Raw genomic sequence first — 25,351 nt, forward strand, 5'->3', positions numbered from 1 at the left:
TGTGGCAGCCACCGGGTGGATCGTCGGGTACCAGCTGCTCAGTGCCGCGCTGGTATTGGGCGGACTGGTCTACCTGCTGCGCCGCCGCGATCCGCTGTACCTGGGTCTCTACCTGGGGTCGGCGGTGGGCGGCGGGGTGTTCGAGTGGATCTTCGACACCCGGTGGTACTTCAACCTCACCACCGACGAGCGGCTGCTCCCGCTGTGGCGGATCGACGGGGTGCCCGCACCGCTGGCGATGATCTTCTTCTACACGTTCTTCTTCGGCATCCCGCTGGTGGTGTTGATGGAGCACGCGGACACGCTGTTCGCCCGGTTCGGCCGGCGCGGCTGCTACCTGGGCCTGGCGCTCGTGGCGGCGGTCGGGGTGCTGGCGTTCGAGTCGTTCAACACCTCGGTGATCGGCGCCTACGCCTACCACCAGCGTCCGGAGTTCCTACTGCTCGGCATGCCGTGGTCGAACCTCTGGTTCAGCCCGCTGATCTTCTGTTTCGCGTTCTGGGGCGCGCTGCGCGCCCGCGACCTGCTACGGGCGGCGCCGGCGCGTTCGACCGCACTGGCGCTCGGCTTCGCCGTCCTGGTCACCGCCTACTTCGCGGCCGCCACCCTCAACGGCATCTGGTACGCACTGGCCGCCCCCTGGACGGAGAGCGGCCGCCCCTTCTAACCGGTCAACCACGCACGCTTTGGCTCTGCGTGGAAATATGCGACACCGCCGAGGTCGCGACCAGAGACGCTTTGCCAAGATCAAATGTCTCTCATCGCTACCTCGGCGTGGCGGCGCTGCCAGACGACACCCGCCACTACCGCAACGAACGTGGCCAGGGCGGTCAAATACAGCGGCTTGTGGCTGGCCGGGTCGAAAATCATCCCGACCACCACACCCACCAACAACGTCAGCGTCAGGATCGACAGCCACGGATACGCCCACATCCGCACCGGCAACGCCGCCACACCCGCCGCACCCAACCGACGCCGACACGCGATCTGGGTCACCGCCACACACAGATACACCACCACCGCGACCGCACCGGCCGAAGCCAGCAGGAAACTGAACACCACATCCGTGGGCAGGAAATAGTTCGCCAACACCGCCACGAACCCCGCCCCCGCACAAATCCACACCGCCCGCGTCGGCACACCCTGGCTGTTGACCTTCCGCAGCGCAGCGGGGGCCTCACCCCGCCGCGCCATCGAGAACATCATCCGCGACGACGAGTAGATCCCCGAGTTGAGGCAGGACAGAACGGCGGTCAGCACAATCAAGTTCATGATCAACGCCGCGCCCGGGATACCCAACCGGGTCAACACCGCCGTATACGGCGACGCCGTCACCTCCGCCGAAGAAGCCGGCAACAACGTCACCACCACCGCGATCGAACCCACATAGAACACGATGATCCGCGTCGCCACACTCCGCAGACTCCGCCGCACCGTCTCCGCCGGATTCACCGACTCACCCGCCGCCACCGTCACCAACTCGGTGCCGAAATACGACAGGAACACCGTCAACGCCGCCGGCAACAACGCCCCAAACCCATGCGGCAACCAACCCCCATGCCCCGTCAAATTCGACATCCCCGGCGCGGCGACATGCGGCAACAACCCCACAATCGCCGCCACACCGACCGCGATGAACAACACGATCGACGCGACCTTGATCAACGCGAACCAGAACTCGAACCGGCCGAACGACGACACCGCCGCCAAGTTCACCGCCGTCAAAAACACCATGAACACCAACGCGGACAACCAGTTCGGCACCCCCGGCGCCAACTTCCCCGCGATCGCCGCCCCCGCCACCGCCTCAAACGCCACAATCACCCACCAGTGATAGGCGTACAACCACCCCACCGCCAAACCAGCCCACGGCCCCAACTCGCGAGTGGCATACGCCGAGAACGACCCGGTATCCGGCGCCGCCACCGCCAACTCCGCCAGCATCCGCATCACCAACACGATCAACACCCCGACCGCAGCATACACAAACACCACACCCGGACCCGTCGCGTTGATCGCCTTCCCACTACCCACGAACAAACCGGCACCGATCACCCCACCGATACCGATCATCGTCAACTGCCGGCTACTCAACGCGGCCTTCAAGCCGCCGGAAACCTCATCGGTGGGCGCGTGCACGGACATGGCGGACCCCCTCGGTCAGCACACTCAACGTGATTTGCATGACATAGTGACGATGCAATTCAAGTTTCGTCAAGACCTCGCACCGAACTGTTTCGACGCAACTACAGTTGCGGGGTGACCGAGACGATCCCCCAGCCGGGCAGCTACCGCGAGTTGCGGCAACGCCTGCAGGAACGACTGCCGGACATGGCGGCCGGCCAGCAGCGCATCGCCCGGCTGCTGCTGGACGACCCGGAGGGCACCGCGTTCCGCAGCATCGGCGAGACCGCCAAGCTGGCCGGCGTGCACTCCTCCTCGCTGGTCCGGTTCGCCGGCCTGTTCGGCCTGAACGGCTACCCGGCGCTGGTCAAGCTGTGCCGGGAGCAGCTGGCCTCGGAGGCGCAACTGGTGCGCCGGCTGGAGCAGGCCGGCGAGCACACCGCGACCGGCGAGCTGCTCGGCGCGGTGGTCGACCACGACGGGCGCAACCTGACCCGCACCTTCGCCCAGATCGACCACGCGGAGTGGGAGCGGGCCGTGGGACTGCTCGCCGACGCGGCCACGGTGCACGTGGTCGGCCTGCGCAAATGTTTCTCCGTGGCGCACCTGATGAGCTACCTGCTGCACATGGTGCGCCCGGGCGTGCGGCAGATCGGCGGCAGCGCGGGGCTGCTGGTGGACGAGCTGCGCGAGGTGCGCGCGGGGGATGTCCTGGTGGCGGTGTCGATCAGGCGCTACACCGGCGACACCGTCCGGGCGCTGGAGCACGCCGGCCGGCTGGGCGCGGCGACCGTCGCGCTCACCGACGACCCCTCCTCGCCGCTGGCCCGGGCGGCCGACCTGTCCTTCTACGTGGAGACCGGCGGGGTGACCGTGCTGCGCTCGCTGTCCGCGTTCACCTCGCTGGTGCAGGCGCTGGCCACCGCCGTGGCCGTCCAGCTGGGCACCCGCAGCCGCGACGAACTGCGCACCGACGAGGACCTGCTGGAGGCGTTCCAGGTCTACCACGAGCGCTAGCCCCAGTTGCGTTTAAGACTTGTGTACGCAACTCGAATTGCGTACAACTAGTGAGCATGACGGTGGTGCTTGCCGAACGTGCCGGGGCCGTACAGCGGCTCGTCCTGAACCGACCCGAACGCCTCAACGCGGTGAGCGCGGAGCTCTACCGCCTGCTGCTGGACCGGCTGGCCGAGGCCGACGCCGACCCGGACGTGCGGGCGGTGGTGCTCACCGGCGCCGGCCGGGCGTTCTGCGTCGGCGCCGACCAGAAGGCTCACGGCGCGGGCACCCGCACCCCCGAGCAGCGGGCCGAGTACGTGCGGCTGGCCTGGCAGGTGTGCGAGCGGATCCAGACCATGGCCACCCCGGTGGTCGCGGCGGTGCGCGGCTACGCGCTCGGCGCCGGCGCCGAGATGGCCACCAGCGCGGACTTCCTGCTCATGGCCGAAGACGCGCAAATGGGCTTCCTCGAGGTGTCCATCGGCACCTTCGTCGGCGGCGGCGTGACGCGGCGGCTGCCCCGGCTGGTCGGGCTGCGCCGGGCCGGGGAACTGCTGATGCTCGGCGAACGGTTCACCGGCACCCGGGCCGCCGAGTGGGGGCTGGCCCACGCGGCGGTGCCCGCCGAGCGGCTGGACGAGGAGGCCACCGCGCTGGCCGGGAAGCTGGCCGGCAAGGCGCCGATCTCCATGGCCCGGATGAAGGCCGCGCTGTACCGGGAGGACCCGATGGCCGAGGTGCTGCGGGCGGAGGCCGACGACCTGCTGGAGATCATGGACACCGAGGACTGGGCCGAGGGCGTGGCCGCGTTCGCGGACCGCCGCGACCCGGTTTTCCGGGGCAAGTGATGACCGGGACGATCGAACCAACGGCCACCGAAACCGACGCGCTCACCCGGCTGCTGGACCCCCGCTCCATCGCCGTGGTCGGCGCTTCCACCGACCCGGCCAAGCGCGGTTACCAGGCCATTCGCGCGCTGCGCGACGCCGGCTACCCGCACCCGGTCTACCCGGTCAACCCGCGCGGCGGCGAGCTGTTCGGGCTGACCGTGCGGCGCAACGTGGCCGAGCTGCCCCCCGGGGTGGACGCCGCGCTGGTCGCGCTGCCCGGGCCGGCGGTGCCCGGCGCGCTGCGCGAGCTGGCCGGGGCCGGGGTGGCCGGCGCGGTGGTGCTGGCCAACGGCTTCCGCGAGTCCGGGGCGGCCGGGGCGCCGCTGGAGGCGGAGTTGGCCGCCGCGATCGCCGACACCGGCATCCGGGTGATCGGGCCGAACACCTCGGGCATCCTGAACACCGCCTCGGGGGCGAACCTGGTCGGCGTGCCGGACCCGGCCCCCGGCCCGGTGAGCGTGCTCAGCCAGAGCGGCAACATGCTGCTCTCCCTGCTCGCCGACGACCGCGCGCTGGGTGGCCCCGGCCTGCACTGCTACGTCGGCCTGGGCAACCAGGCCGACGTGGGTTACCACGAGTGCCTGCGGGTGCTGGCCGGCCAGCCGGGGACCGGCGCGGTCGCGGTGCACGCCGAGGGGCTGGGCGACGGGCGGGCGTTCCTGGTCGAGGCGGCGGCCGCCGACCGGCCGGTGGTGTTGCTGCGCGGCGGGCGTTCGGACGCCGGCCGGGCCGCCGCGCTGTCCCACACCGGCTCGGTGGCCAGCTCCGACGCGGTGGCCACCGCCGTGCTCGCGCAGGCCGGCGTGGAGCTGGTGGACCGGTCCGACGAGCTGGCCATGCTGGCCGGGGTGCTCGCGGTGAGCACGCCGATGCCGGCCGGGCGCGGGGTCGCCGTGCTCTCCGACGGCGGCGGGCACGCCACCCTGGCGGCGGACGCGCTCACGGCGGCCGGGGTCCCGCTGGCCACCCTCTCCGGCACGACCCGCTCGCGGTTGCGGGCGCTGCTCGGCCCGCCGGCCGCCGTGGTCAACCCGGTGGACGTGGCCGGTGCCACCGACACCGACCCGACCCGGTTCGTCGCGGCCACCGAGGCACTGATGACCGACCCGGCCGTCGGCCTGGTGCTGCTGGTGGGCCTGTTCGGCGGCTACCACCTGCGGTTCGGCAAGCACCTGAAGGCGGCCGAGGAGGCGACGGCGGCGGACCTGGCCGCAATGGCCGGCCGGCACGGCATGCCGTTGCTGGTGCACAGCTGCTACACGGTGGACCGGCCGGCCGCGCACCACACGCTGCGGGCCGCCGGGGTGCCCGTGCTGGCGTCCATCGACCACGCCGTCCGCGCCACCGCCGCGCTGCACCGGCGGGCGCGGCGGGGTGCGACGCGGTCGCAGCGCTCCACGCTGCGGCTACCCGTGAGTGAGAAGTGTGGCTATAGCCACACTTCTCACTCACGGGCCGTGGACGAGCCGGCGGCGCGCCGGCTCGTCGAGGCAGCCGGCATCGACACCGGGCCGTGGTGGTTCGCCCGCACCGCCGGCGAGGCGGCGGCGCTGGTCGGCGCGCACAAAGGGCCGTGCGCGCTGAAGGTGGTCTCGCCCCAGGCGCCGCACAAGTCGGACGTCGGCGGGGTGCGCCTGGGCGTCACGGCGGACGCGGCCGAGGGGGCCTGGCGGGGCATCGTCACCGACGTGACCACCGCCCTGCCAGAGGCGGTGATCGACGGCATGGTGGTCGCGCCGATGGCTCCGCGCGGGGTGGAGCTGCTGGTCGGCGCTACGGTGGACCCGGTGTTCGGCCCGGTGGTGGCGTTCGGCTCCGGGGGTGTGCTGGTGGAGGCGCTGCGCGACGTGACCTTCCGCGCCGCGCCGTTCACCCACCTCGAGGCGCTGGAGATGATCGAGGAGACGGTGGCCGCCCGCCTGCTGGACGGCTACCGCCACCTCCCGGCGGTGGACCGCGACGCGCTGGCCGAGTTCCTGGTCCGGATCGGCGACCTCGCCGTGGCCACGCCCGGCCTGGTCGAGCTGGACATGAACCCGGTCCTGGCCGCCGGCAAGAATCTCCTCCCCCTGGACGTCCGCGTGGTGCTCAGCTCGCCAGCTTCGCCACCAGGGTGAGGACGTCGTAGCGGGCGACCGAGGCGCCGTCCTGGCGGGTGACGTCGGCGTCCCAGCGGACCTCGCCGTAGCCCGCGCCGTCCCTCGGCGTGAGCTGCTTGCAGGTCAGCGTCACGGTCAGCTCGTCACCGAACTTGACCGGGGAGAGGAACCGCAGGTCGTCCACCCCGAAGTTGGCCAGCACCGGACCCGGGTCGGGGTCCACGAACAGCCCGGCGGCCAGCGAGACCACCAGGTAGCCGTGCGCCACCCGCTCGCCGAACAGCGGGTTGGCGGCGGCCGCCTCGGCGTCCATGTGCGCGTAGAAGGTGTCGCCGGTGAACTCGGCGAAGCGCTCCACGTCCTCCTGGGTCACCCGGCGGGGACCGGCCACGATGGTGTCACCGGGGCGCAGCTCCTCCAGGTGCAGGCGGAACGGGTGCACGTCGGTGACCCGGCGGGCGGCACCCCGGACCCAGCGGCCGGTGATCGCGGCCAGCGTGTCCGGGTCGGCCTGCACGGCGGTGCGCTGCATGTGGTGCAGCACCCCGTGGATGCCACCCAGCTCCTCGCCCCCGCCGGCCCGCCCGGGGCCGCCGTGCAGCAGCGCCGGCAGCGGCGAGCCGTGGCCGGTGGACTCGGCGGCATCCGCGGCGTTCAGCACCAGCAGCCGGCCGTGCCAGGGGGCCGCGCCGAGCACCACGTCACGGGCGAACGCCGGGTCGGCGGTGACCACCGACCCGGCCAGGCTGCCCCGGCCCCGGGCCGCCAGCTCGACCGCCTCCGCCGCCGTCCCGTTGTACGGCAGCAGCGTGCTGACCGGCCCGAACGCCTCCACCTCGTGCGGCTCGGCCCGGTCGGCGTCGGCGACCAGCAGGATCGGCGAGATGAACGCGCCCCGGTCGGCGTCCGCGTCGGTGACCGCCACCTGGTCCGGGTCACCGAACACGATGCGACCCGCGCCGGCCAGCGCCTTCAGGCTCCGGCGGACCTCGTCGCGCTGCTCCTGGCTGGCCAGCGGACCCATCCGCACGCCCTCGGCCGCCGGGTTGCCCACGGTAATGCGCGCGAGGCGGGCGGAGGTCGCCTCGGCCACCGCGTCCAGGTGTTGCGCCGGGACCAGTGCCCGGCGGATCGCGGTGCACTTCTGCCCCGCCTTCACCGTCATCTCGGTGACCAGTGCCTTCACGAACAGGTCGAACTCCGGCGTGCCGGGCGTGGCGTCCGGACCGAGCACGGACACGTTCAGCGAGTCGGCCTCGGCGGTGAACCGGACCGCGTTTCGCACGATCGCCGGGTGTTGACGCAGCGTCGCGGCGGTGGCCGCGGACCCGGTGAACGCCACCGAGTCCTGCTCGCTGAGGTGGTCGAACAGGTCGCCGACCCCGCCGGCCAGGAACTGCACCGAACCCTCCGGCAGGATGCCGGACCCGACGATCAGCTCGACCAGCTCGGCGGTGAGGAACGACGTCGGCGTGGCTGGCTTGATCAGGCTGGGCACCCCGGCCAGCAGCGCGGGCGCGAGCTTCTCCAGCGGCCCCCACACCGGGAAGTTGAACGCGTTGACCTGGACCGAGACCCCCGGACGGGGACAGTAGAGGTGCTGCCCGACAAAACTGCCGCCCTTGCTCAGCGGCTCCACCGGGCCGTCCACATAGAACGTGTCGTTGGGCAGCTCGCGACGCCCCTTCGACGCGTAGGTCAGCAGCACACCGAGGCCGCCGTCCACGTCCACCTTCGAGTCGAGCGGGGTGGCGCCGGTGCGGGCGGACACCGCGTACAGCCGCTCGCGGTGCTCGCGCAGGTGCTGGGCCAGCGCCTTGAGCAGGGCCGCCCGCTGGTGGAAGGTGAGCTGGCGCAGCGCCGGGCCGCCGGTCTGCCTGGCGTGCCGCAGCGCGCCGGCCAGGTCCAGGCCGGCCGAGGACACCGTGGCGACCAGCTCACCGGTCACCGCGTCGTGCACCGGCCTTCCCTCGCCGCCGCCGGTGTGCCAGCCGCCGGCCAGGTAGCTCCGCAACATGCCCATCTGCTGTTCTCCCCGTAGCCCCTCGTAGCCCGACCGATCGTTCGGTTGGCCTAAGAACCTACCACCCGGACCCGCACCACGACAGGGGGCAAACCCGAGTCCGCCATACGGTGACCTGACAGAATCGCCGACATGCGCATGTCGGCGAAGGCGGAGTACGCCGTCAGGGCCATGGTGCAGCTGGCGGCGGCCGGACCGGACGTGGTGATGAAGTCCGACGACCTGGGCGCGGCGCAGGGCATTCCGACGCCGTTCCTGCTGGACATCCTGTCCGATTTGCGCGCCGGCCGGCTGGTGCGCAGCCAGCGCGGCCGGGACGGCGGTTACGCGCTGGCCCGGCCGGCCGAGCGGATCAGCCTGGCCGACGTGCTGCGCTGCATCGACGGCCCGCTGGCCAGCGTGCACGACGTGAGCCTCGGCCAGCTGGCGTACACCGGCCCGGCCGCGCCGCTCACCGAGGTGTGGATGGCGCTGCGCGCCAGCATGCGCGCCGTACTGGAGGAGACCAGCCTGGCCCAGGTCGCGGAGAACGCGCTGCCCACCCCGGTGGCCGAGTTGGCCGCCGACTACCGCGCACAGGAACACCAGCGCCGGGGCGCCGTCTACACCGACTGACTCAGCCGACGGTGACGTCGGCCGTCACCGACATACCCGCGCGCAGCCTCGAGTCCCCGGCCAGTAGCGCGATGGTGACCCAGTAGTTGGCCACCCCGGAGATGCTCACCGCGGTGGGGGCAATCGCGTGCACCCGCCCGGGCAGGGTCAGCCCGGGCACCGCCGGAAAAGTCAGCCGCACCGGTTGACCGGGGTGCAAGACCGCGGCGTCCGCCTCCTGGAACGGGAGCACCGCCACCCCGCCCCGCTCGTCAACCCCGGAAAGCGCCCCACTGGCGGTCGCCGTCGGAGGCGCCGGACTCGGCTGCGCGGCCTGAACGATCCCGGCGGCCGGCGCCGGCGCGCCTGCCCCGGCGCACCCCACGCCCGCGAGCCCAACCCACACCACGAGCCCGGCCATGGCCACCCGTCCCAGGCGCACGCCCCCGATGCTACGCGGGACCTGGGCTTGGCCGGGGTCACCGGCTCACCGCGCCGCTCGCGCCGTCGCATATTTCCACGCAGAGCCAAAGCGGGGGTCTAGGTTCGGGGTATGGACCCGCTGGACTGGAACGCGCAGCTGGTCGACCAGCTGGACTGGCACTGGCGCCAACAGCTGCGCCCGAGGCTGACCGGGATGACCGACGACGAGTACCTCTGGGAACCGGCGCCAAACGCGTGGAACCTGCGCCCGCGCGGCACCAGCACCGCGCCGATCAGCGTGGGCGGAGGCGCGCTCACCCTGGACTACGCCTTCCCCGAGCCGGACCCGCCGCCGGTCACCACCATCGCCTGGCGGATCGCCCACGTGCTGGTCGGGGTGTTCGGCGCCCGCACCGCCAGCCACTTTGGCGGCCCGCCGGTGGACTACGACAGCTACGAGTACCCGGAGACCGCCGCCCACGCCCTCCGGCAACTGGACGCCGGCTACCACGCCTGGACCGAGGGCGTACGCGGGCTGGGCATCGACGGCCTGCAACGGCCGTGCGGGCCGGCGGAAGGCCCGTTCGCGGACTACCCGATGGCCGCGCTGGTACTCCACATCAACCGCGAGGTACTGCACCACGGCGCGGAGATCGCGCTGCTCCGCGACTTGTACAGAGCGAAGATGTAAGCGTGACCGACATCTGCGCCCTCACCGCAAACCAGCTCGTCGCCCACCTGAACGCCAGGGAGCTGTCCTCCCGGGAGATCACCGCCGCGCACCTGGACCGGATCGAGAAGGTCAACCCGGCGGTGAACGCGATCGTCTCGCCGCGCGCCGAGCAGGCGCTGGCCGAGGCGGACCTGTCCGACCGCCAGCGAGCGGCCGGCAAGGCGGTCGGGCCGCTGCACGGCCTGCCGATGGCGTTCAAGGACACCCACGAGACGGAGGGCATCCGGACCACCTACGGCTCGCCGCTGCTCTCCGACTACGTGCCGGCCCGCGACGAGCTGGTGGTGGCCCGGATGCGCGCCGCCGGGGTGATCCCGCTGGGCAAGACCAACGTGCCGGAGTTCGCCGCCGGCTCGCACACGATGAACCCGGTGTTCGGGCTGACCCGCAACCCGTACGACCCGACCCGGTCCGCCGGCGGCAGCAGCGGCGGGGCGGCGGCCGCACTGGCCTGCGGCATGCACCCGCTGGCCGACGGCAGCGACATGGGCGGCTCGCTGCGCAACCCGGCGTCGTTCTGCAACGTGGTCGGTTTCCGCCCGACGCCGGGCCGCGTGCCGACCTGGCCGGCCCGGCTGGGCTGGGCCACGATGGCCGTGCAGGGGCCGATGGGGCGCACGGTGGCCGACGCCGCGCTGCTGCTTTCGGTGATCGCCGGCCCGGACGACCGCGCCCCGTTGTCCCTGGACCAGCCCGGCTCGCTGTTCACCGGGTCGCTGGACAGCGACCCTTCCATGCTGCGGGTGGCCTGGTCGCCGGACTTCGGCGGCACCCTGCCGGTGGAGCCGGAGGTGGCCGCCGTGGTGGCGGACGCGGCACGCACGTTCACCGGGCTGGGCGCCGAGGTGGTGCGGGACTGCCCCGACCTCGCCGACGCCGACCAGGTGTTCCGCACCCTGCGCGCCTGGCAGTTCCAGCACACCTTCGGCGAGCACTACGCCAACGCGCGCGACCAGCTCAAGCCGACCCTGGTGCGCAACATCGAACAGGGCATGCGGCTGACCGGCCCCGAGCTGGCTAGGGCCGAGGAGCTGCACACCGGGCTGTACCACCGGGTGCGGGAGTTCTTCGACCGCTATGACGTGCTGTTGTTGCCGGTCAGCCAGGTGGCGCCGTTCCCGGCCGAGCTGGAGTACCCGACCGAGGTGGCCGGCACCGAGATGGCCGACTACCTGGACTGGATGCGCTCGGCGTACTACATCTCCGCGACCGGCTGCCCCGCGCTGTCCGTGCCGGCCGGGTTCACCCCGGGCGGGCTTCCGGTGGGCGTGCAGATCGTCGGGCCGGCCCGGGCCGACCTGGCCGTGCTGCGTGCCGGGCACGCCTTCGAGGCCGCGACGGGCCACGCCAGCCGGCGCCCGCCGGTCATCGCGGGGTGACCTCCCGCTCCGGCCGGTACAGCGGCCGGGTGAGCACGGTGCCCGGCGTGCGCACGTTGCCGGCCACGAACCAGTCGCCGACCAGCCCGCCCTCCTCCGGCGGGAGGCCGAAGGTGTCCGGGTCGAAATTAAATCCGTCGGAGCCGAAATAGTTCGCGAACCCGTTGCGCACGCGCGCCGGAATTCCCACGTGGCGCAGCATCGAGCAGTACAGCAGGGAGAAGTCGCTACAAATTCCGACGAATCGGGCAGACAATTCACGGGCCCGGTCGAGCGGGCGGCCGTCCCGGGCCAGGACGATCCGCGGGATGTCGTCCACGTAGCGGGTCTCCGCATCCTCGTGCCGCCACCGCTCCGGTATCCGGTAGCCGAAGATCTCCTCTTCCATCCGGTGGAACAGCAGGTTCCGCACGATGCCGGCGAGCGCGGCCGGGTCCGCCGGCAGGTCGGCGTAGTGCCCGGCCAGCTCGTTCGGCCCGGAGAAAACGCTCTGCGAAACATAGAGCTCACGCTCGCCATCGGCGAGTTCGGAAAACATCATTAATTCCTCCCGTCCGCCACTGTGCCAAAATTCCCGGAAATTGTTGCGGCCGGGCCACCGACGCAGTGACACTCGGTAGTCGGCGCCGGAAGAGGATCACGATCGAGTCTCGGCTACGGTTGCCACGCTCCCCGCCGGCAACCTTGGGATGGAATGGACAAGCTCACGGAACCCGACAAGGCCGAGTCCAAGCGACCGAGCACCGCGCGCGGCTCGATCACCGTGTCGATCTGGACCATGGTCAGCCGGATCACCGGCCTGCTCCGGGTGGTGGTCATCGGGGCGGTGCTCGGGCCGACCTACTTCGCCAACGCCTTCCTGGCCGCGAACAGCGTGCCCAACCTGACCTACACCGCCGTCGCCGGTCCGGTGATGGGGCTGGTGCTGGTGCCGGCGATCGTCCACTCGCTGGGCGCCGCCACCGGCGCGCACCCGTTGCGGGACACGGCGGACATGCTGGCCAAGGTCACCGGCTACCTGCTGACCATCGCGGCGGCGGCCGCCGCCGCGCTCGCGCTGGCCTCCCCCGCCCTGGCCTACGCGGTCACCGCCGGCATCCCCGACCCGGCGGTCCGCGAGCACGCCTGGGAGCTGACCGTCCTGGTGGTGCTGTTCGTGGCGCCGCAGGTGATCGGGTACACGGTGGCCGGCATCGGCGAGTCGATCCAGCAGGCCCGGGGCCGGTTCGCGCTGGCCGCCGCCGCGCCGGCGCTGGAGAACTTCGGCCTGATCGCCACCATGGGCATCTTCGCGCTGGTCTACCCGCCGGGCGTGGACGTGATGGACGTTTCCATCGGCATGGTGCTGCTGCTGGGCATCGGCGCCACCGCGTCGGTCGCGGTGCACGCGGGCGCGCAGGTCTACGGCGCGCGCCAGGTTGGGCTTCCGATCCGGGTGCGGCGCGGCTGGAAGTCCGACCCGGTGACCACCGAGATCACCAAGCGGCTGCGCAGCTCGGTGATCGTGGCCGGGTTCCCGGCCATCTCCATGTTCGGCATGCTGGCCCTGGCCGCCACCGTGCCCGGCGGCACGTTCGTCTTCCAGGCCGGCATGTCGATGTACTTCGTGCTCTCCGCGCTGGGCGCCAAGTCGGTGGTGGCGGCGGCGCTGCCCGGGATGAGCGTGGCGGTGAAGGAGAAGGACAACGCGCGCTACGGCGCGGCCTGGCGCCAGGCGCTGTCCTTCGGCGTCACGGCCAGCCTGCCGGCCGCGTTGCTGCTGCTCGCGTTCGCCGGGCCGGTGGCCGGGGTACTGGCCAACGGCAAGCTGGCCACCCCGGACATCCTGAACTGGCTGACCGGCTGCCTGGCCGTGTTCGCCATCGCCCAGTTCGCCAACTCGATCAACGAGATCGCCCGGCAGGCGCTGTTCGCCCGGCTGGACGTGCAGCGCGCCCGCACGATCAGCACGGTCGTGCTGATCGTGCGCCTCGGCGTGGGCGCGGCCAGCCTGCTGCTGCCGCTGGGGCTGTACCGGCTGCTCGGGCTGTGCGCGGCGGTGCTGCTCGGCGAGGCGGTGGCGGCGGTGCTCGGGCTGCACTCCATCCGCCGGGCCATCCGGCCGGAGCGGCTGGTGGACTACCGCCGGCTCGGCCACCTGGCCCTCGCCACGCTGGCCATGCTGCCGGCGGCCGCGGTGGGTGCCTGGCTGGCGCAGCGGCAGGACGCCTCCTATGCCGCCGGGCACATGGTGCAGATCGCCATCTGCGTGGCGTTCGGCGGGCTGGCGATGGCCTGCTTCGTGCTGGTGGTGGCCAAGCTCACCGGCCAGCTGCCCAAGCTGCTCGGCAAGATCCGGGGGAAGCTGCTGCCCGGCTAGGTACCGTGGCGGGATGCGCGATCGCACGTGGCTGGTCGCGGCCGCGGCGGCGATCTGGGGCACCGACGCGCTGCTGCGCAAACCGCTGGCCGGCCAGCTCCCCTCGGCCACGGTGGTGTTCTGGGAACACCTGATCGTGGTGCTGGTCCTGCTGCCCTGGCTGCCCGCCGCCGGGAAGGCGTTCCGGGCGCTCGACTGGCGCTCCCGGTCGGCGCTGTTGGTCATCGGGGCGGGCGCCTCGGCCGTGGGCACCGCGCTGTTCACCCAGGCGCTGCGGCTCGGTGACCCGGTCACGCCGCTGGTGATGCAGAAGCTGCAGCCGGTGATCGCGCTGGTCACGGCGGCGGTGCTGCTCGGCGAGCGGCTGCGCGCCGGGTACTGGGCGTACGCGGTGCCGGCACTGGCCGGGGCATGGCTGATGTCCTTCCCGGACCCGTTCGAGGTGCGGCCCCGGGCGGCCTCGGCGGCGCTGCTCGCGTTCGGCGCGGCGGTGCTGTGGGCGGTGGGCACGGTGCTCGGCCGGTTGGTCAGCGCGGAGCTGAGCAGCCGGGACGTGACGGTGCTGCGGTTCGCCATCGGGCTGCCGGCGTCCGCGCTGGTGGTGCTGGCGCAGGGCGCACCGGTGGCGGTCACGGCGGGACAGCTGCCGCCGCTGGTGGCGTTGGCGCTGGTACCGGGCCTGCTCGGGCTGACCCTCTACTACCTGGGCCTGCGCGCCACCGCCGCGTCCCGGGCCACCCTGGCCGAGCTGGCCTTCCCGGCCACCGCCGCGCTGATCGGGGTGACACTGCTCGGCGGCTCGCTCAGCGTGACGCAGTGGCTGGGACTGGCGGTGGTCGCGGCGGCGGTGACCGCGCTGGGGCTGCGGGAGTCCGGCCACCGACCGGTGGTCGAGCTCACCGGGGCCGCGCCCGGCGGCGGGCGAGCGGGCCGCCCCGGACCCGACGGCCCGGCAGCCGGCGACCCAGCGCACGGGCGACCCAGCCGGCCGTCCTGACCACCTCGGCCACCAGCGGCCGGGGGTCGCGCACGGCCCAGAACGCGCCGACCGGCCGCCGCCGGACGCGCAGCGCCTCGGCCAGCACCCGGCGCACCGCCGGCCCGTCCCGGCCCAGGGTCACCACCAGCGAACGGGGCAGCGCGGTCTCGTGGACCCAGATCGACTCCCGCCCCCTCGCGGACCGGGGCACGCGCGGCGGACGGCGGACCGCGTCCAGGTAGGCCACCTCGGGCAGGTTCACCCCGGCGGCGGTGGTCAGCGCGGTCTGCATGTTGGGCCGGCCCACCGTGGGTTCGGTGATCAGCATCCGGCCGTCGACGGCACTGCGCCGCACCTCCACCGAGCCGAACCCGACGTGCCCGGCGGCGGCCAGCAGGCGCCGCGTCAACTGGTGCAGCTCATCGTCGGCGCAGGTCACGGCCAGCGCCGAGGTGCCGATGTCCACCGGCCACTGGAGCAGCTTGCGGCCCGCCCTCGCGGCCAGCTCGGTGCCGTCCCGGTCGCGGTAGGTGAGGCAGAAGTACACGTCGCTGTCCCGCCCGGGAATCCACTCCTGCAGCACGACCCGGTCCACCGCGCGGAACGGGTCGAACGGCAGCCGCGCCCAGTCGTCCGGGGTGGCCAGCCGGTACACCTTGGTCTGCCGGCTCAGCTCCTGCCAGCCCAGGGTCCGCTCGAACGGCTTGAGCACCACCGGAAACGTCAGCTCGCGCAGCGCGCCGGGCACCCCGGCCGGGTCGTCCAGGACCACCGTGCGCGGCACCGGGAACCCGTGCTCCACCGCCCACCGGTGGAACGCGGTCTTGTCCAGCAGCCGCTCCACCACGGCCAGCGCGGGCAGCACGAAGTCGAACCGCTCGGCCAGCTCGGCCCGGTGCTCCGCGACCACGCGCACCGCGCCGTCGAAGGCCGGGAACAGCACCATCCGGCCGTACCGCCGGTGCGCCGCGCCCAGGGCGGCCAGCCACGCCTGGTCGGACGGCCCGCCGACCGGAAGCACGGCCTTCCACAGCGCCGACCGGCAACCCGACTCGAACGGCGTCCGCGCGGCCCCGACCAGCGGCACCCCCAACGGGCGCAGCCCCCGGGCGAGGGCCAGCCCGATGGGGGTGTTCGCCCCCGCTACCAACGCCGGTAGGTCGGCCATCCGGCCGATGGTCCTCCGCCGGAGGCCGCCGCGATACCCCTCGCGGCCCGGGTTACCCCCGGCCGGCCAGGTATTCCGCCACTTCGCGCTGCTCGTTGTACTCCGCCCAGCCCAACGGGGTGGCCTCGTGCTCGGCATCCAGCGCCTCCGGGTCGGCCCCCAGCTCGAGCAGCGTCTTCACCATCTCCAGGTCGCCCCGCCAGGCCGCCTCGTGCAGCGGGGTGCGCCCGCCGGGCGGGTTCACCGGGAAGCCCAGCGAGACCAGCAGCCGGGCGGCGTCCACCCGGCCCAGCTCGGCCGCCCGGCACACCAGTGCCGGGTGCGCGGCCAGCGCCCGCTCGACCAGTAACGGCTCGCCGGCCGAGCCGGCGGGCCGGGTCGGGCGCCCAGTTCGGCGCCCGACGGAGACACCGTCGACGAGCAGCCGGTCCACCGCCGCCCGGTCGCCCCGCATGCACCGGGCCACGAACTCCAGCACCGGGTCGGCCTCGCCTCGCACCGGGTCGGCCTCGGCGCCGGCCGCCCGCAACAGCTCGGCGATCTCCACGTTGCCGGACAGCATGGCCAGCTCGTACGCGTTCCGGCCGCCCATGATCGGGTGCTCGGTGCCCAGCCCGCGCACGTCCGCGCCGGCCTCGAGCAACAGCCGCACCCGGTTGGCCAGGCCCTCGGACGCCGCGTGCAGCAGGGCGTCCTGCAACAACCGCGCCGGCGTCGGGTGGATCGGCGCCATCCGCCGGTGCCACGGCCCGCCGGAGCCCCGGCCCAGCCCGTGCGCGAGCAGCAGCTCCAGCCAGTCGTTGCGGTCCTCGCCCGGGCCGGCGAAGGCGAGGTGGTAGAGCGCCTGGCTGTCGTTGGCGTCCGCGCCGGCCTCGAGCAACAACCGGGCCAGGGCCAGCGCGTGCCGGTGCGGCGGCTGGTCGCTCTCGCCCCCGCCGAACGCGCCGGTCAGCGCGGTGAACGGGGACGGCAGCCCCTCCCACAGGTAACCGGCGTTCGGGTCGGCCCCGTGGTTCAGCAGCAGCCGGGCCACCCCCAACGGGTCGCCACCGTCGAGCCGCGAATAGGCCAGGTAGAGCAGCGGCGGCCAGTTGAAGGGGCCGCCCTCGGCGTTGGCCAGCGCCGGGTCCTCGGCCAGTGCGGCCGCGGCCGCCGCCACCTCGCCGACCGCGGCCATGGTGTGGATGTTGGCGGCGGCCAGCGCCGGGTTCGCCGCGAGCAGCCGCTCCGCCTCCTCGCGGCGGGCCGGGGTGTCCTCCTCGGCGTAGGTGAGGCAGGCCAGCCGGAGCAGCCGGTCGGGACCGGCCTCCTGGGCCGGGGCCCGGTGCGGCGCGCGGGTGTAGCGGGCCACCTGGTCCAGGTGCTCGGTGAGCCGGGGCCAGCTGGGAAAACCGTAGGAGCGGGCCAGCACCAGCTGGGCGTCCGACCGGCTCAGCTCGGCCGGCGCCACGTCCCGGGGGTGGAACTCGCGGACCAGCGCACCCGCCTCCGGGTCGCCGGCGCGCGCTCGGCGCTGCAGCTGCTTGGCCTGGTTGCGCAGGTGTTCGGAGTTGGGGTCACTGGGCAGGCGACGGGTAGGCACGACGGCCTCCTTTCCGGCTTGCCTGGCGTTCGCATGGTCAGGCGGGAAAAGGAGGTCGTACACGGGCCTTGCGCATCGAAACAGGTGGGCTGAGCCCTTCCCGCGAACCGGCGGCGCCCCGCGCGCCACCGCCATCGTAAGGGATCCGTATCGGCCCGGAAATAGGCTTCCGATCATGACCGACATCACCCGTCACGGAGTACTGCGCAACCTGGCCGACACCGAGTACCCGGGACCCACGATCAGCCAGCTGGTCACCCGGGGCGACACCGCGTACCTGTGCGGGGTGATCACGCCCGAGCTGGCCCGCGACCCGTCCGGCGGCACGGTCGGCGACGTCCGCCGGCAGACCCGGGACGTGCTGCACCGGATCGACGAGCTGCTCGCCCTGGCCGGCACGGACCGCTCGAAGCTGATCACCGCCCAGGTCTGGCTGACCGACATCGGCCTGTTCACCGAACACAACAAGGAGTGGAACGCCTGGGTGGACCCGGACAACCCGCCGGTGCGCGCCTGCGTGGAGGCGAAGCTGGCGCACCCGGCGCTACTGGTCGAAATCATGGTCACCGCCGCCCGCTGACGTTCGCGGTGTCACCCAAACGGCGGAAACCTGGGTAAAGAGTAGATGTGATGCACACCGCTCGCCGGTGCAGCCTCGTTGGGCCGTTCGAAGTCGGGACTCACGACACGACATGCTCAAACCAGCGTTAGGAACCTGATGAAGCTCACCACCGCGAAGCTACTGCTTACTTCGGTTGCGCTCGCCACTTGCGCGTTCGGCGGCGCGCTGGTCGCCGCCCCGGGAATCGCCGGCATGTCCTCCGCGCCCGCGACGGTTCTCGCCTCCGGTGACGACGACGACTTCGAGGACTTCTGCGACCACTACGACGGCGAGCACGAGCTGCCCGGCAACAACGGCGTCTTCCAGCACCCGTGCCAGTCCAAGGACAACAGCGTCGGCCGGGGCAAGGTCGGCATCCTGGGGCACGAGTTCGAGCGCTGAGTTCTCGCGCATAGAGACATCCCCGACCCGCGCGGTCGCGGTCTAACCTGCTGGTCATGCCGGCAGAGGACCGCGCCGCGCGGGTCGCGGACGTTCATCGGCTTGCCGCCGCGATGCCGCACGTCACGGTGGAGCAAGGCCCCAGGAGCAATCCCGTCTACCAGGTGGGCCGGAAGTCGTTCGTGTTCTTCCGCACCCCGCGCCCGGACGCCGTCGACCCGGAGTCCGGCGAGCGCTATCCCGATGTGATCGTCTTCTGGGTGGAGTCCGAGTCGGACAAGCAGGCGCTGGTCCAGGACCCGGGCACACCGTTCTTCACCACACCGCACTTCGACGGGCATCCCTCGGTGCTGTGCCGGGGCAGCCGGATCGGCGAGCTGTCCCTCACCGAGCTGACCGAGGTGGTGCAGGACGCCTGGCTGGCCCAGGCCTCACCCCGCCGGGCCGCCGCGTGGCTGGCGACACAAAGCCATTGACCTGAACTTATCTCGAGGTTTTAGCGTCGGTACATGGCCCTGACCAGCACCGCACCGTCCCGAGCCGCCCGTCCACCCTTGGCCACGCTGCTCGGCGTGAGCACGATGACGATCATGGCGAGCGCCACGATCACCCCGGCGCTGCCCGGCATGGAACGCCACTTCGCCGGCGAACCGAACGTCGAGCTGATGGTGCGCCTGGTGCTCACCCTGCCCGGGCTGGCGATCATGGTCAGCGCCCCGCTGCTGGCCCGGCTGGGCACCCGGGTCGGCCGGGTGCGCGTGCTGCTCGGCGCGCTGCTGCTCTACCTGGTGGCCGGCGGGTCGGGCCTGCTGGTGGACTCGCTGTCCGCGCTGCTGGTCGGGCGGGCGCTGCTCGGCGTCGGCATCGCCGGGATCATGACCACGTCGACCGCACTGCTCGCCGACCACCATCCCGCCGGCGAGCACGGCCGGGTGCTCGGCCTGCAGGGCGCGGCGATGGGCTTCGGCGGGGTGGTCGCCCTGCTGCTCGGCGGGGTGCTCGCGGCGGCCAGCTGGCGCGGCCCGTTCGCGGTGTACCTGCTGGCTCTGCCGTTCCTGCTGCTGGTGTGGCGAAGGGTCTCGGAACCGCCGGCACCGCCGCCCTTCGAAGCGGGGCTGGCCCGGCGCCGGTGGAGCGCCCGGCTGCTCGGGCTGTACGGACTGGTCTTCCTGGGCGTCCTGGTGTTCTACACGGTGCCCACCCAGGCACCGTTCTGGCTGGCCCGCATCGGTGACGCCGGCCCGGCGGTGACCGGCGTGCTCATCGCCGAGGTGAACCTGGTGGCGACGCTGGTCGGCCTGGGCTTCGGCCGGCTGCGCAACCGGCTGGGCTTCGCCACCCTGGCCGCCGTGATGTTCGGCGCCTACGCGGTCGGGCTGGCCGTGGTCGGCACCGCGCCCGGACTGTGGGCGGCGGCGATCGGCATGGCCGTCGTGGGCGTCGGCATCGGCCTGCAGAACCCCACCATGAACGGCTGGACCGTGGCCTCGGTCGACCCGGCCGCGCGCACCAAGGCCCTGGGCGGCACAACCGCGGCCCTGTTCCTGGGCCAGTTCGCCTCACCACTGGTAGCCCAGCCGCTGATCACCGGCGCCGGCTTCGCCCCCATGTTCCTGACCGCCGCCGCCCTGGCCGCCCTCGCCGCCACCCTCCCCGCACTGGTCCGCCGTCTGAGATGATCCACATTGCGTGACCGGCACACGCGTTGTGGCGCCGGCACACGCTCAATAGTCCGGGTGCCGGCGCCAGAACGGGTGTGCGGCCCAGACCGACCGGGGGAACCGACTGGTGCGTGGGGGCTGGCGGCGGGTGGGGGCCGGGATGCTCCTGCTCGGGTGTGTGCTCGGGGTGGTGGCGGTGCCGCCGTATGCGGATGAGCTGGCCGATGCGGCGGCCACGCCCGCGTTGGAGTGGCGGGACTGCGCGGAGGGCTTCCAGTGCGCCACCGCCCAGGTCCCGCTGGACTACCGCGAGCCGGAGCGCACCAAGATCGACCTGGCGCTGATCAAGCTGCCGGCGAGCGACCCTTCGCGGCGGATCGGCACGCTGTTCGTCAACTTCGGCGGCCCCGGCCCTTCCGGGGTGGACCGGATGCGGCAGCGGGCGCGCTGGCCGTGGCTGTTCTCCGAAGAGCTGCGCGCCCGGTTCGACCTGGTCTCCTGGGACCCGCGCGGGGTCAACCGGAGCACCTCGGTGCGCTGCTTCCCGGACGACGCGCAGCGGAACGCGTTCTTCACCGCCTTTCCCGACGTGCCCGACACGCCGGCCGGCGAACCGGCGTTCTTCCGCGCCTCCCGGGAGCTGGCGGACCGGTGCGCACAGCAGTCGGGCTGGCTGCTGCCGCACCTGAACAGCGTCAATACCGTGCGCGACCTGGACCTGCTGCGCCGCGCGGTCGGGGACGCCAAGCTGACCTACCACGGCATCTCCTACGGCACCTACCTCGGCGCGCTGTACGCGAACCTGTTCCCCGGGCGGGTGCGCGCGCTCGCCCTGGACGCCACGCTGGACCCGCTGGGCAACGCGGTCGGCCACGCGTCCAGCGCGCTGCACCGACCGGTGGACACCCGCCAGGGACTGCCCGACGCGCTGGCCGACACGTTCCACGCGTTCCGCCGGGAGTGTGCGGCGGCCGGCCCATCCCGGTGCGCCTTCGCCGGCGGTGACCTGGCCGCGCTGGTGGACCGCGCCCGCCGGCGGCCGATCCCGCTCACCGAACCGGACGGCACGAGGGTCGACTACACCTCCTCGAAGATCATCGAGCTCGTCGCGGGCCTGGACGTCCCCGGTGACTGGCCGGACGCCGCCGCGACGCTGCGCCGCCTCGCCGACACCGCCCCGGCGACCCGACCCACCGGCGTCCCCGAGGCTCCCGACCCCCAGCCCTACCCCGCGAACCGCACCGAGGCGTACAACGCCATCCAGTGCGCCGACAGCGCCACGCCCCGCTCCGAGTCCGACTACTCCGCCCTGGCCGCCGCCGAGGACGCCCGCGTCCCCTACTTCGGCCGCCGCACCGTCTACAACATGATGACCTGCGCATACTGGCCGGCCGAGGCCGTCGCCCCCTACACCGGCCGCTGGGACCGGATCCCGGCAAACCCGGTCCTGGTGATCAACAGCCGGGTCGACCCGGCGACCCCCCACCCCGGCGCGGTGGACACCGTAAGACTGTTGGCCCGGGCCCGGTTGCTGACGGTGGACGGCGCCGGTCACAGCACCATGTTCGTGCGCTCCCTGTGCGCGGAACGGGTCAAACGCGAGTACCTGATCGACGGCATCCTTCCCCCGGAAGGCACGAGCTGCCCGGTAGACCGCTCCCCGTTCGCGCCCTGAGCCGGCGTGCGGCCAAGATCCACATCAACCTCAGTGCCCCTTTTCGGCTTCGGAAGGTGCGTGAGGTTGATGTCGATCTTCAGTTGGGCGGGGTGCCGGTTCAAGACGGCTTGGACGGCCGCGGTTGGGCGGCCTGCGTCGCTCGGGTGCCGCCCGCCGCGGTTGCGCGCCCTTCGGTACTTCGGCTACGGACCGTGGTCGGGCACTGGGCGGCTGGGGCGGTGGTTTCATCGAGAGCTGGCTCAGTCCGGTGAATTCCATGATCGAAGGGGACTCAGCCAGCACTCGACGGGTGACGAGCGCCCGAATCCACTCGGGAGCCGTTGTGGTGGTTACGGTACGTAGCGAAAGTGGGCGTCGAGTGCCCAGACGCAGCGCAATGGGCCGCACGGCCGCTTCGGAACGCAACGGGCCGGGCCAAGGCCGCGGCAGGCGGGCCGACCGCGGCCGTCCAAGCCGTCTTGCACCGGTACCGCGCGGAACCGGAGCCTCGCTCCTGACCCGGCGTGCCCGGCCCAGAAGGTGTCGACCGGTCAGGAGCGGCGGATGGCCACGTCGACGTTCATACCGGGGGAAATCACGACGCCGTTGGTGTTGAGCAGGGCGATGCGGACGGGGACGTACTGCTCGATCTTCTGCGGGTTGCGGGGGTCGGTGCCGGCCGCCGGGTAGATGGTGAACTGGCCGGCGGTGGCCGCCTGGATGTCCAGCACCTGGCCGAGCAGCGGGCGGCCGGGGTAGGCGTCGGCGGTGATGTCCACCAGGCTGCCCTCGCGCACGCCCTCGATGTCCTCCTCCGCCACCCGCGCGGTGACGTAGACGCTGTCGTAGGCGGTGGCCAGCTTGGTGCCGGCGGTGACGTACTGGCCGGGGACGACGTTGGTGGCCGCGATGGTGCCCGCCCTGGGCGCCTTGATCACCCGTTGCGGCTGGCCGCCGCTGCCGATCTCCTCGATGCGGCCGACCACCTCGTTGGCCGACACCGTGGAGCCCGTGGTGAGCGACCAGCTCAGCAGCGTGCCGGTGCGCGGCGCGTTGATCTCGATGGCGTCCCCGTCCACCTTGGCGTTGTCGGTGGAGACGTAGTGCCGGGTGTGGAACAGGTAGGTGCCGGAGAACGCGGCGGCCTCCACCAGGGTGACCAGCCCGATCACCGCGGACGCGATCTTCGTCGAGCGTTTCAGCATGTCGGCCCCTCAGTGTGCGACGGGCGCGTCGCCGCCGCCCGACGGTCGCCCGGCCGGCAGGAAGAAGGCCAGCGCCACCCCGGCCAGGGTGAGCGAGCCGGCCACGATGAACGCGTTGCCGTACGTCTGCGCCTGCACCTGGTTGCCCAGCTGCTGCCACAGACCGAGCAGCCCCTCCTGGCCGTTCGCCTGCATGGCGACCACCCGGGGGTCGGCGTCCGCGCCGTCCGCGGAGAGCAGGCCGGACCGGTCGGCCATGATCTGCGCGTGCTGCAGGCTGACCATCGCGGTCATCCCGGCCAGGCCCAGCCCGGCGCTGACCCGCTGGATCAGCGTGCTGAAACCGCTGGCGTAGTCGGCCAGATGCGGCGGCACCGCGGACATCCCGCCGGTCATGATCGGCATCATGGCCAGGCCGGTGCCGCCACACATGATCATCGTGCCGATGACGACCTCCAGCCGGTCGACGTTCACGTTGATCTGGGACAGCATCATCAAACCGAGGCTGTTGATGCTCAGCCCGAGCATCGCCAGCCACCGCGCGCCGAACCGGTCGTAGAGCCTTCCGGTGATCGGCATCATCACCATCAGCACCACCGCCAACGGCGCCATCACCAGTCCGGCGTGCCACGGCGTGAGCCGCTGCGCGCTTTGCAGGAACGACGGGATGTAGAACAGCGTGGCGAACAGCCCGATGGAGATCGCCGCGTTCAGGATCATCGAGTTCACGAACGGCCAGTAGGTGAACACCCTCAGGTTCAGCAACGGGTTCTTCACCTGCAGCTCGATCACCACGAACAGCGCCATGAGGTTGGCCGCCACGGCGAGCAGGATGAGCACCCGGTAGCCGGTCCAGCCCCAGTCCGCGCCTTCCTCGAGCGCCAGCAGCAGAGCGAACAGGCTGCCCGCGATCGTCAGGAAGCCCCACAGGTCGAACGGCTTGCCCCGCTCGGCGGGGAAGTTGGGCAGCACCGCCATCGCGGCGACCACGCCGAGGATGCCGATCGGCACGTTGATGATGAAGATCAGCCGCCAGTCGGTGTGTTCGACCAGGTACCCGCCCAGCGTCGGCCCGAGGCCCGGCGCGGCGGTCACGCCCAGCCCGAAGATGCCCATCGCGGCGCCGATCTTGTCCATCGGCACCATGCGGAAGAGCAGGGTCAGGCAGGTCACCGGGATCACCCCGCCCGGGATGGCCTGCAGGATCCGGAACAGCACCATCTGCCCGAGGTCACCGGCCAGCCCGCACAGCGCGGACGCGACGGTGAACCCGATCAGCGACCAGATGTAGACCCGCTTGAGCCCGAACCGCATGCCCAGCCAGGCGGCGGCCGGCACCGCGACGCCCTCGGTGAGGCTGTACGAGGTGCTGATCCACTGGATGCTCTCGGTGCTCTCGCCGTAGTCGGCCCGGATGGCCGGCACGGCGACGTTCACGATGCTCATGTCCAGCACCGACATGAACATGCCGACGATCACCACGACCAGCGGGATCTGCCAGTTCACCGGCTTGGCGTCGGCCGCCGGCGCGGCCGGCACCGGTGGCGCGGGCGGTACCGGTGGTTCCGGGATGGGCGGAGCGGTGACAACCGATGACCCCGATGTGGACACGGGCGGACCTCGATTCGGCGGCAAAGGCCCGAGCGACGCTGCCCGGTACGACTGGGAGTGAAGCAGGGAGGGGTCCCCGGTTAGTTAACGGGGATGGGTCCCCGATTTCTTCCCAACCGTACTCATCAATTCGCGGAGGCGTCCACGCTTTAAGCTACGATAGCTGGCATGTCGGCGGGGAAGCCTCTGAATTCGCTGCGCAGCGATGCCCAGCGAAACCGGCGTCGCCTGCTCTCCTCGGCCGCCGAAGTGCTGCGTGAGCAGGGACTTGACGCCTCACTGGACGAGATCTCCCGGCGCGCGGGTGTGGGGAACGCCACGCTCTACCGCCACTTCCCCAGCCGGGAGAAGCTCTACGAGGCGGTGTACCTGGAACAGGCCGACGCGCGCCGGCAGTCGTTCGAGCGGTCGCTGGCGATGAGCGACGGCTGGGCGGCGCTGACCCACTACTTCGAGGAGGCCTGCGGCTTCTTCGCCACCGACCAGGGCCTGGCCGACCTGCTGAACCGGGGCATGCCCCAGTCCCCGATGCTGGACGAGATGCGCGACACCTGCCAGCGCATCCTGCGCGAGCTGCTGGACCGGGCCCGCGCCCAGGGCGCGGTGCGGGCGGACGTCGAGCAGACCGACCTGATGTGGATGCTCACCTCGCTGCAGCGGGTGGTCGCGGTGAGCGAGCCGGACCACCCGGACGCCTGGCGCCGCTACCTGGCGCTCACCCTGCGCGGCCTACGCCCGCCGGGCCGCGACACCGGCGAGCTGCCCGCCACCTCGCTCACCCCGGACATCTTCCACGAGCTGCTGTGCCCGCGCCTGCCCACGCACACCCCGCGGCCGGCCCGCGCCCTCGCCGGCAACTGAC

General features: G+C 72.3%; 23 protein-coding genes. 15 read left to right on the forward strand and 8 right to left on the reverse strand.

Features of this window, described 5'->3' with window-relative positions; genetic code table 11:
* Window position 1 precedes the first annotated feature (1 nt).
* A complete protein-coding gene (locus tag ABEB12_RS18305) occupies window positions 2-667 on the forward strand; it encodes a hypothetical protein (protein WP_185059213.1) in 666 nt (221 codons plus the stop codon).
* Window positions 668-747: 80 nt separating this feature from the next.
* On the opposite strand, the gene ABEB12_RS18310 is transcribed toward ABEB12_RS18305, so the two are convergent.
* Entirely contained in the window at window positions 748-2,145 is a 1,398-nt protein-coding gene (locus ABEB12_RS18310; protein WP_185059212.1) for an amino acid permease, read from the reverse strand.
* Window positions 2,146-2,259: 114 nt separating this feature from the next.
* On the opposite strand from ABEB12_RS18310, the gene ABEB12_RS18315 reads away from it, so the two are divergent.
* Genes ABEB12_RS18315 through ABEB12_RS18325 form a run of 3 tightly spaced genes read left to right on the forward strand, consistent with a single transcriptional unit; the run spans window position 2,260 to window position 6,130 of the window.
* Window positions 2,260-3,141: a MurR/RpiR family transcriptional regulator gene (locus ABEB12_RS18315; RefSeq protein ID WP_345702913.1), complete on the forward strand. Its 882-nt coding sequence runs from the start codon at window positions 2,260-2,262 to the stop codon at window positions 3,139-3,141.
* Between the two features lie 56 nt (window positions 3,142-3,197).
* The gene (locus ABEB12_RS18320) at window positions 3,198-3,971 is read left to right on the forward strand and encodes an enoyl-CoA hydratase-related protein (protein WP_185059211.1); all 774 of its coding nucleotides are present in this window, start codon (window positions 3,198-3,200) and stop codon (window positions 3,969-3,971) included.
* Window positions 3,971-6,130: an acetate--CoA ligase family protein gene (locus ABEB12_RS18325; protein ID WP_185059210.1), complete on the forward strand. Its 2,160-nt coding sequence runs from the start codon at window positions 3,971-3,973 to the stop codon at window positions 6,128-6,130. Before ABEB12_RS18320 ends, ABEB12_RS18325 begins: the two co-directional genes overlap by 1 nt.
* Here the strand turns inward: ABEB12_RS18325 and paaZ are convergent.
* Window positions 6,102-8,135, reverse strand: a complete 2,034-nt coding sequence (paaZ, locus tag ABEB12_RS18330) for a phenylacetic acid degradation bifunctional protein PaaZ (protein WP_185059209.1) — start codon at window positions 8,133-8,135, stop codon at window positions 6,102-6,104. The two genes, ABEB12_RS18325 and paaZ, sit on opposite strands and share 29 nt — an antisense overlap.
* Window positions 8,136-8,267: 132 nt before the next feature.
* Between paaZ and ABEB12_RS18335 the strand changes: the two genes are divergently transcribed.
* Window positions 8,268-8,750, forward strand: coding sequence for an Rrf2 family transcriptional regulator (locus ABEB12_RS18335; protein ID WP_185059208.1), 483 nt, complete (start codon window positions 8,268-8,270; stop codon window positions 8,748-8,750).
* Between the two features lies 1 nt (window position 8,751).
* Here ABEB12_RS18335 and ABEB12_RS18340 read toward each other — a convergent pair whose 3' ends face one another.
* The gene (locus ABEB12_RS18340) at window positions 8,752-9,171 is read right to left on the reverse strand and encodes an HlyD family efflux transporter periplasmic adaptor subunit (protein WP_185059207.1); all 420 of its coding nucleotides are present in this window, start codon (window positions 9,169-9,171) and stop codon (window positions 8,752-8,754) included.
* Window positions 9,172-9,282: 111 nt separating this feature from the next.
* Between ABEB12_RS18340 and ABEB12_RS18345 the strand changes: the two genes are divergently transcribed.
* Window positions 9,283-9,843: a DinB family protein gene (locus ABEB12_RS18345; protein ID WP_345702914.1), complete on the forward strand. Its 561-nt coding sequence runs from the start codon at window positions 9,283-9,285 to the stop codon at window positions 9,841-9,843.
* Between the two features lie 2 nt (window positions 9,844-9,845).
* Window positions 9,846-11,264 (forward strand): amidase, encoded by a 1,419-nt coding sequence (locus tag ABEB12_RS18350; RefSeq protein WP_185059206.1) that lies wholly within the window; start codon window positions 9,846-9,848, stop codon window positions 11,262-11,264.
* Here ABEB12_RS18350 and ABEB12_RS18355 read toward each other — a convergent pair.
* The gene (locus ABEB12_RS18355; protein WP_345702915.1) at window positions 11,251-11,805 is read right to left on the reverse strand and encodes a transglutaminase-like domain-containing protein; all 555 of its coding nucleotides are present in this window, start codon (window positions 11,803-11,805) and stop codon (window positions 11,251-11,253) included. The two genes, ABEB12_RS18350 and ABEB12_RS18355, sit on opposite strands and share 14 nt — an antisense overlap.
* A gap of 153 nt (window positions 11,806-11,958) precedes the next feature.
* On the opposite strand from ABEB12_RS18355, the gene ABEB12_RS18360 reads away from it, so the two are divergent.
* On the forward strand, window positions 11,959-13,623 hold the full coding sequence (locus ABEB12_RS18360) for a lipid II flippase MurJ (protein ID WP_185059205.1): 1,665 nt from the start codon (window positions 11,959-11,961) through the stop codon (window positions 13,621-13,623).
* Between the two features lie 13 nt (window positions 13,624-13,636).
* Window positions 13,637-14,620, forward strand: a complete 984-nt coding sequence (locus ABEB12_RS18365; protein ID WP_185059204.1) for an EamA family transporter — start codon at window positions 13,637-13,639, stop codon at window positions 14,618-14,620.
* On the opposite strand, the gene ABEB12_RS18370 is transcribed toward ABEB12_RS18365, so the two are convergent.
* Together ABEB12_RS18370 and ABEB12_RS18375 are read right to left on the reverse strand one after the other, a co-directional pair.
* Complete coding sequence (locus ABEB12_RS18370) at window positions 14,520-15,770, reverse strand: hypothetical protein (RefSeq protein WP_185059203.1); 1,251 nt, start codon at window positions 15,768-15,770, stop codon at window positions 14,520-14,522. The genes ABEB12_RS18365 and ABEB12_RS18370 overlap by 101 nt on opposite strands.
* A 52-nt stretch (window positions 15,771-15,822) precedes the next feature.
* Window positions 15,823-17,352, reverse strand: a complete 1,530-nt coding sequence (locus ABEB12_RS18375) for an ankyrin repeat domain-containing protein (protein ID WP_185059202.1) — start codon at window positions 17,350-17,352, stop codon at window positions 15,823-15,825.
* Window positions 17,353-17,527: 175 nt separating this feature from the next.
* On the opposite strand from ABEB12_RS18375, the gene ABEB12_RS18380 reads away from it, so the two are divergent.
* The 5 genes from ABEB12_RS18380 (at window position 17,528) to ABEB12_RS18400 (ending at window position 21,691) form a co-directional block, all read left to right on the forward strand.
* The gene (locus tag ABEB12_RS18380; protein ID WP_185059201.1) at window positions 17,528-17,932 is read left to right on the forward strand and encodes a Rid family hydrolase; all 405 of its coding nucleotides are present in this window, start codon (window positions 17,528-17,530) and stop codon (window positions 17,930-17,932) included.
* Window positions 17,933-18,070: 138 nt separating this feature from the next.
* Complete coding sequence (locus tag ABEB12_RS18385) at window positions 18,071-18,355, forward strand: hypothetical protein (RefSeq protein WP_185059200.1); 285 nt, start codon at window positions 18,071-18,073, stop codon at window positions 18,353-18,355.
* A 56-nt stretch (window positions 18,356-18,411) separates the two neighbouring features.
* Window positions 18,412-18,831 carry an MmcQ/YjbR family DNA-binding protein gene (locus ABEB12_RS18390; protein WP_185059199.1) on the forward strand — a complete coding sequence of 140 codons (420 nt, stop codon included), beginning with the start codon at window positions 18,412-18,414 and terminating at the stop codon, window positions 18,829-18,831.
* 33 nt (window positions 18,832-18,864) lie between these two features.
* Window positions 18,865-20,034 (forward strand): MFS transporter, encoded by a 1,170-nt coding sequence (locus ABEB12_RS18395; RefSeq protein ID WP_185059198.1) that lies wholly within the window; start codon window positions 18,865-18,867, stop codon window positions 20,032-20,034.
* 109 nt (window positions 20,035-20,143) lie between these two features.
* Entirely contained in the window at window positions 20,144-21,691 is a 1,548-nt protein-coding gene (locus ABEB12_RS18400) for an alpha/beta hydrolase (protein WP_345702916.1), read from the forward strand.
* 533 nt (window positions 21,692-22,224) lie between these two features.
* Here the strand turns inward: ABEB12_RS18400 and ABEB12_RS18405 are convergent.
* Together ABEB12_RS18405 and ABEB12_RS18410 are read right to left on the reverse strand one after the other, a co-directional pair.
* Complete coding sequence (locus tag ABEB12_RS18405) at window positions 22,225-22,878, reverse strand: HlyD family efflux transporter periplasmic adaptor subunit (protein ID WP_185059197.1); 654 nt, start codon at window positions 22,876-22,878, stop codon at window positions 22,225-22,227.
* 9 nt (window positions 22,879-22,887) lie between these two features.
* The gene (locus tag ABEB12_RS18410; protein ID WP_185059196.1) at window positions 22,888-24,489 is read right to left on the reverse strand and encodes a DHA2 family efflux MFS transporter permease subunit; all 1,602 of its coding nucleotides are present in this window, start codon (window positions 24,487-24,489) and stop codon (window positions 22,888-22,890) included.
* A gap of 168 nt (window positions 24,490-24,657) precedes the next feature.
* Here ABEB12_RS18410 and ABEB12_RS18415 point away from each other — a divergent pair, with 168 nt between their 5' ends.
* Entirely contained in the window at window positions 24,658-25,350 is a 693-nt protein-coding gene (locus ABEB12_RS18415) for an SbtR family transcriptional regulator (RefSeq protein WP_185059195.1), read from the forward strand.
* Window position 25,351 lies beyond the last annotated feature (1 nt).

Source organism: Actinospineispora eucalypti (assembly GCF_039543365.1).
Taxonomy (GTDB): domain Bacteria; phylum Actinomycetota; class Actinomycetes; order Mycobacteriales; family Pseudonocardiaceae; genus Pseudonocardia; species Pseudonocardia eucalypti.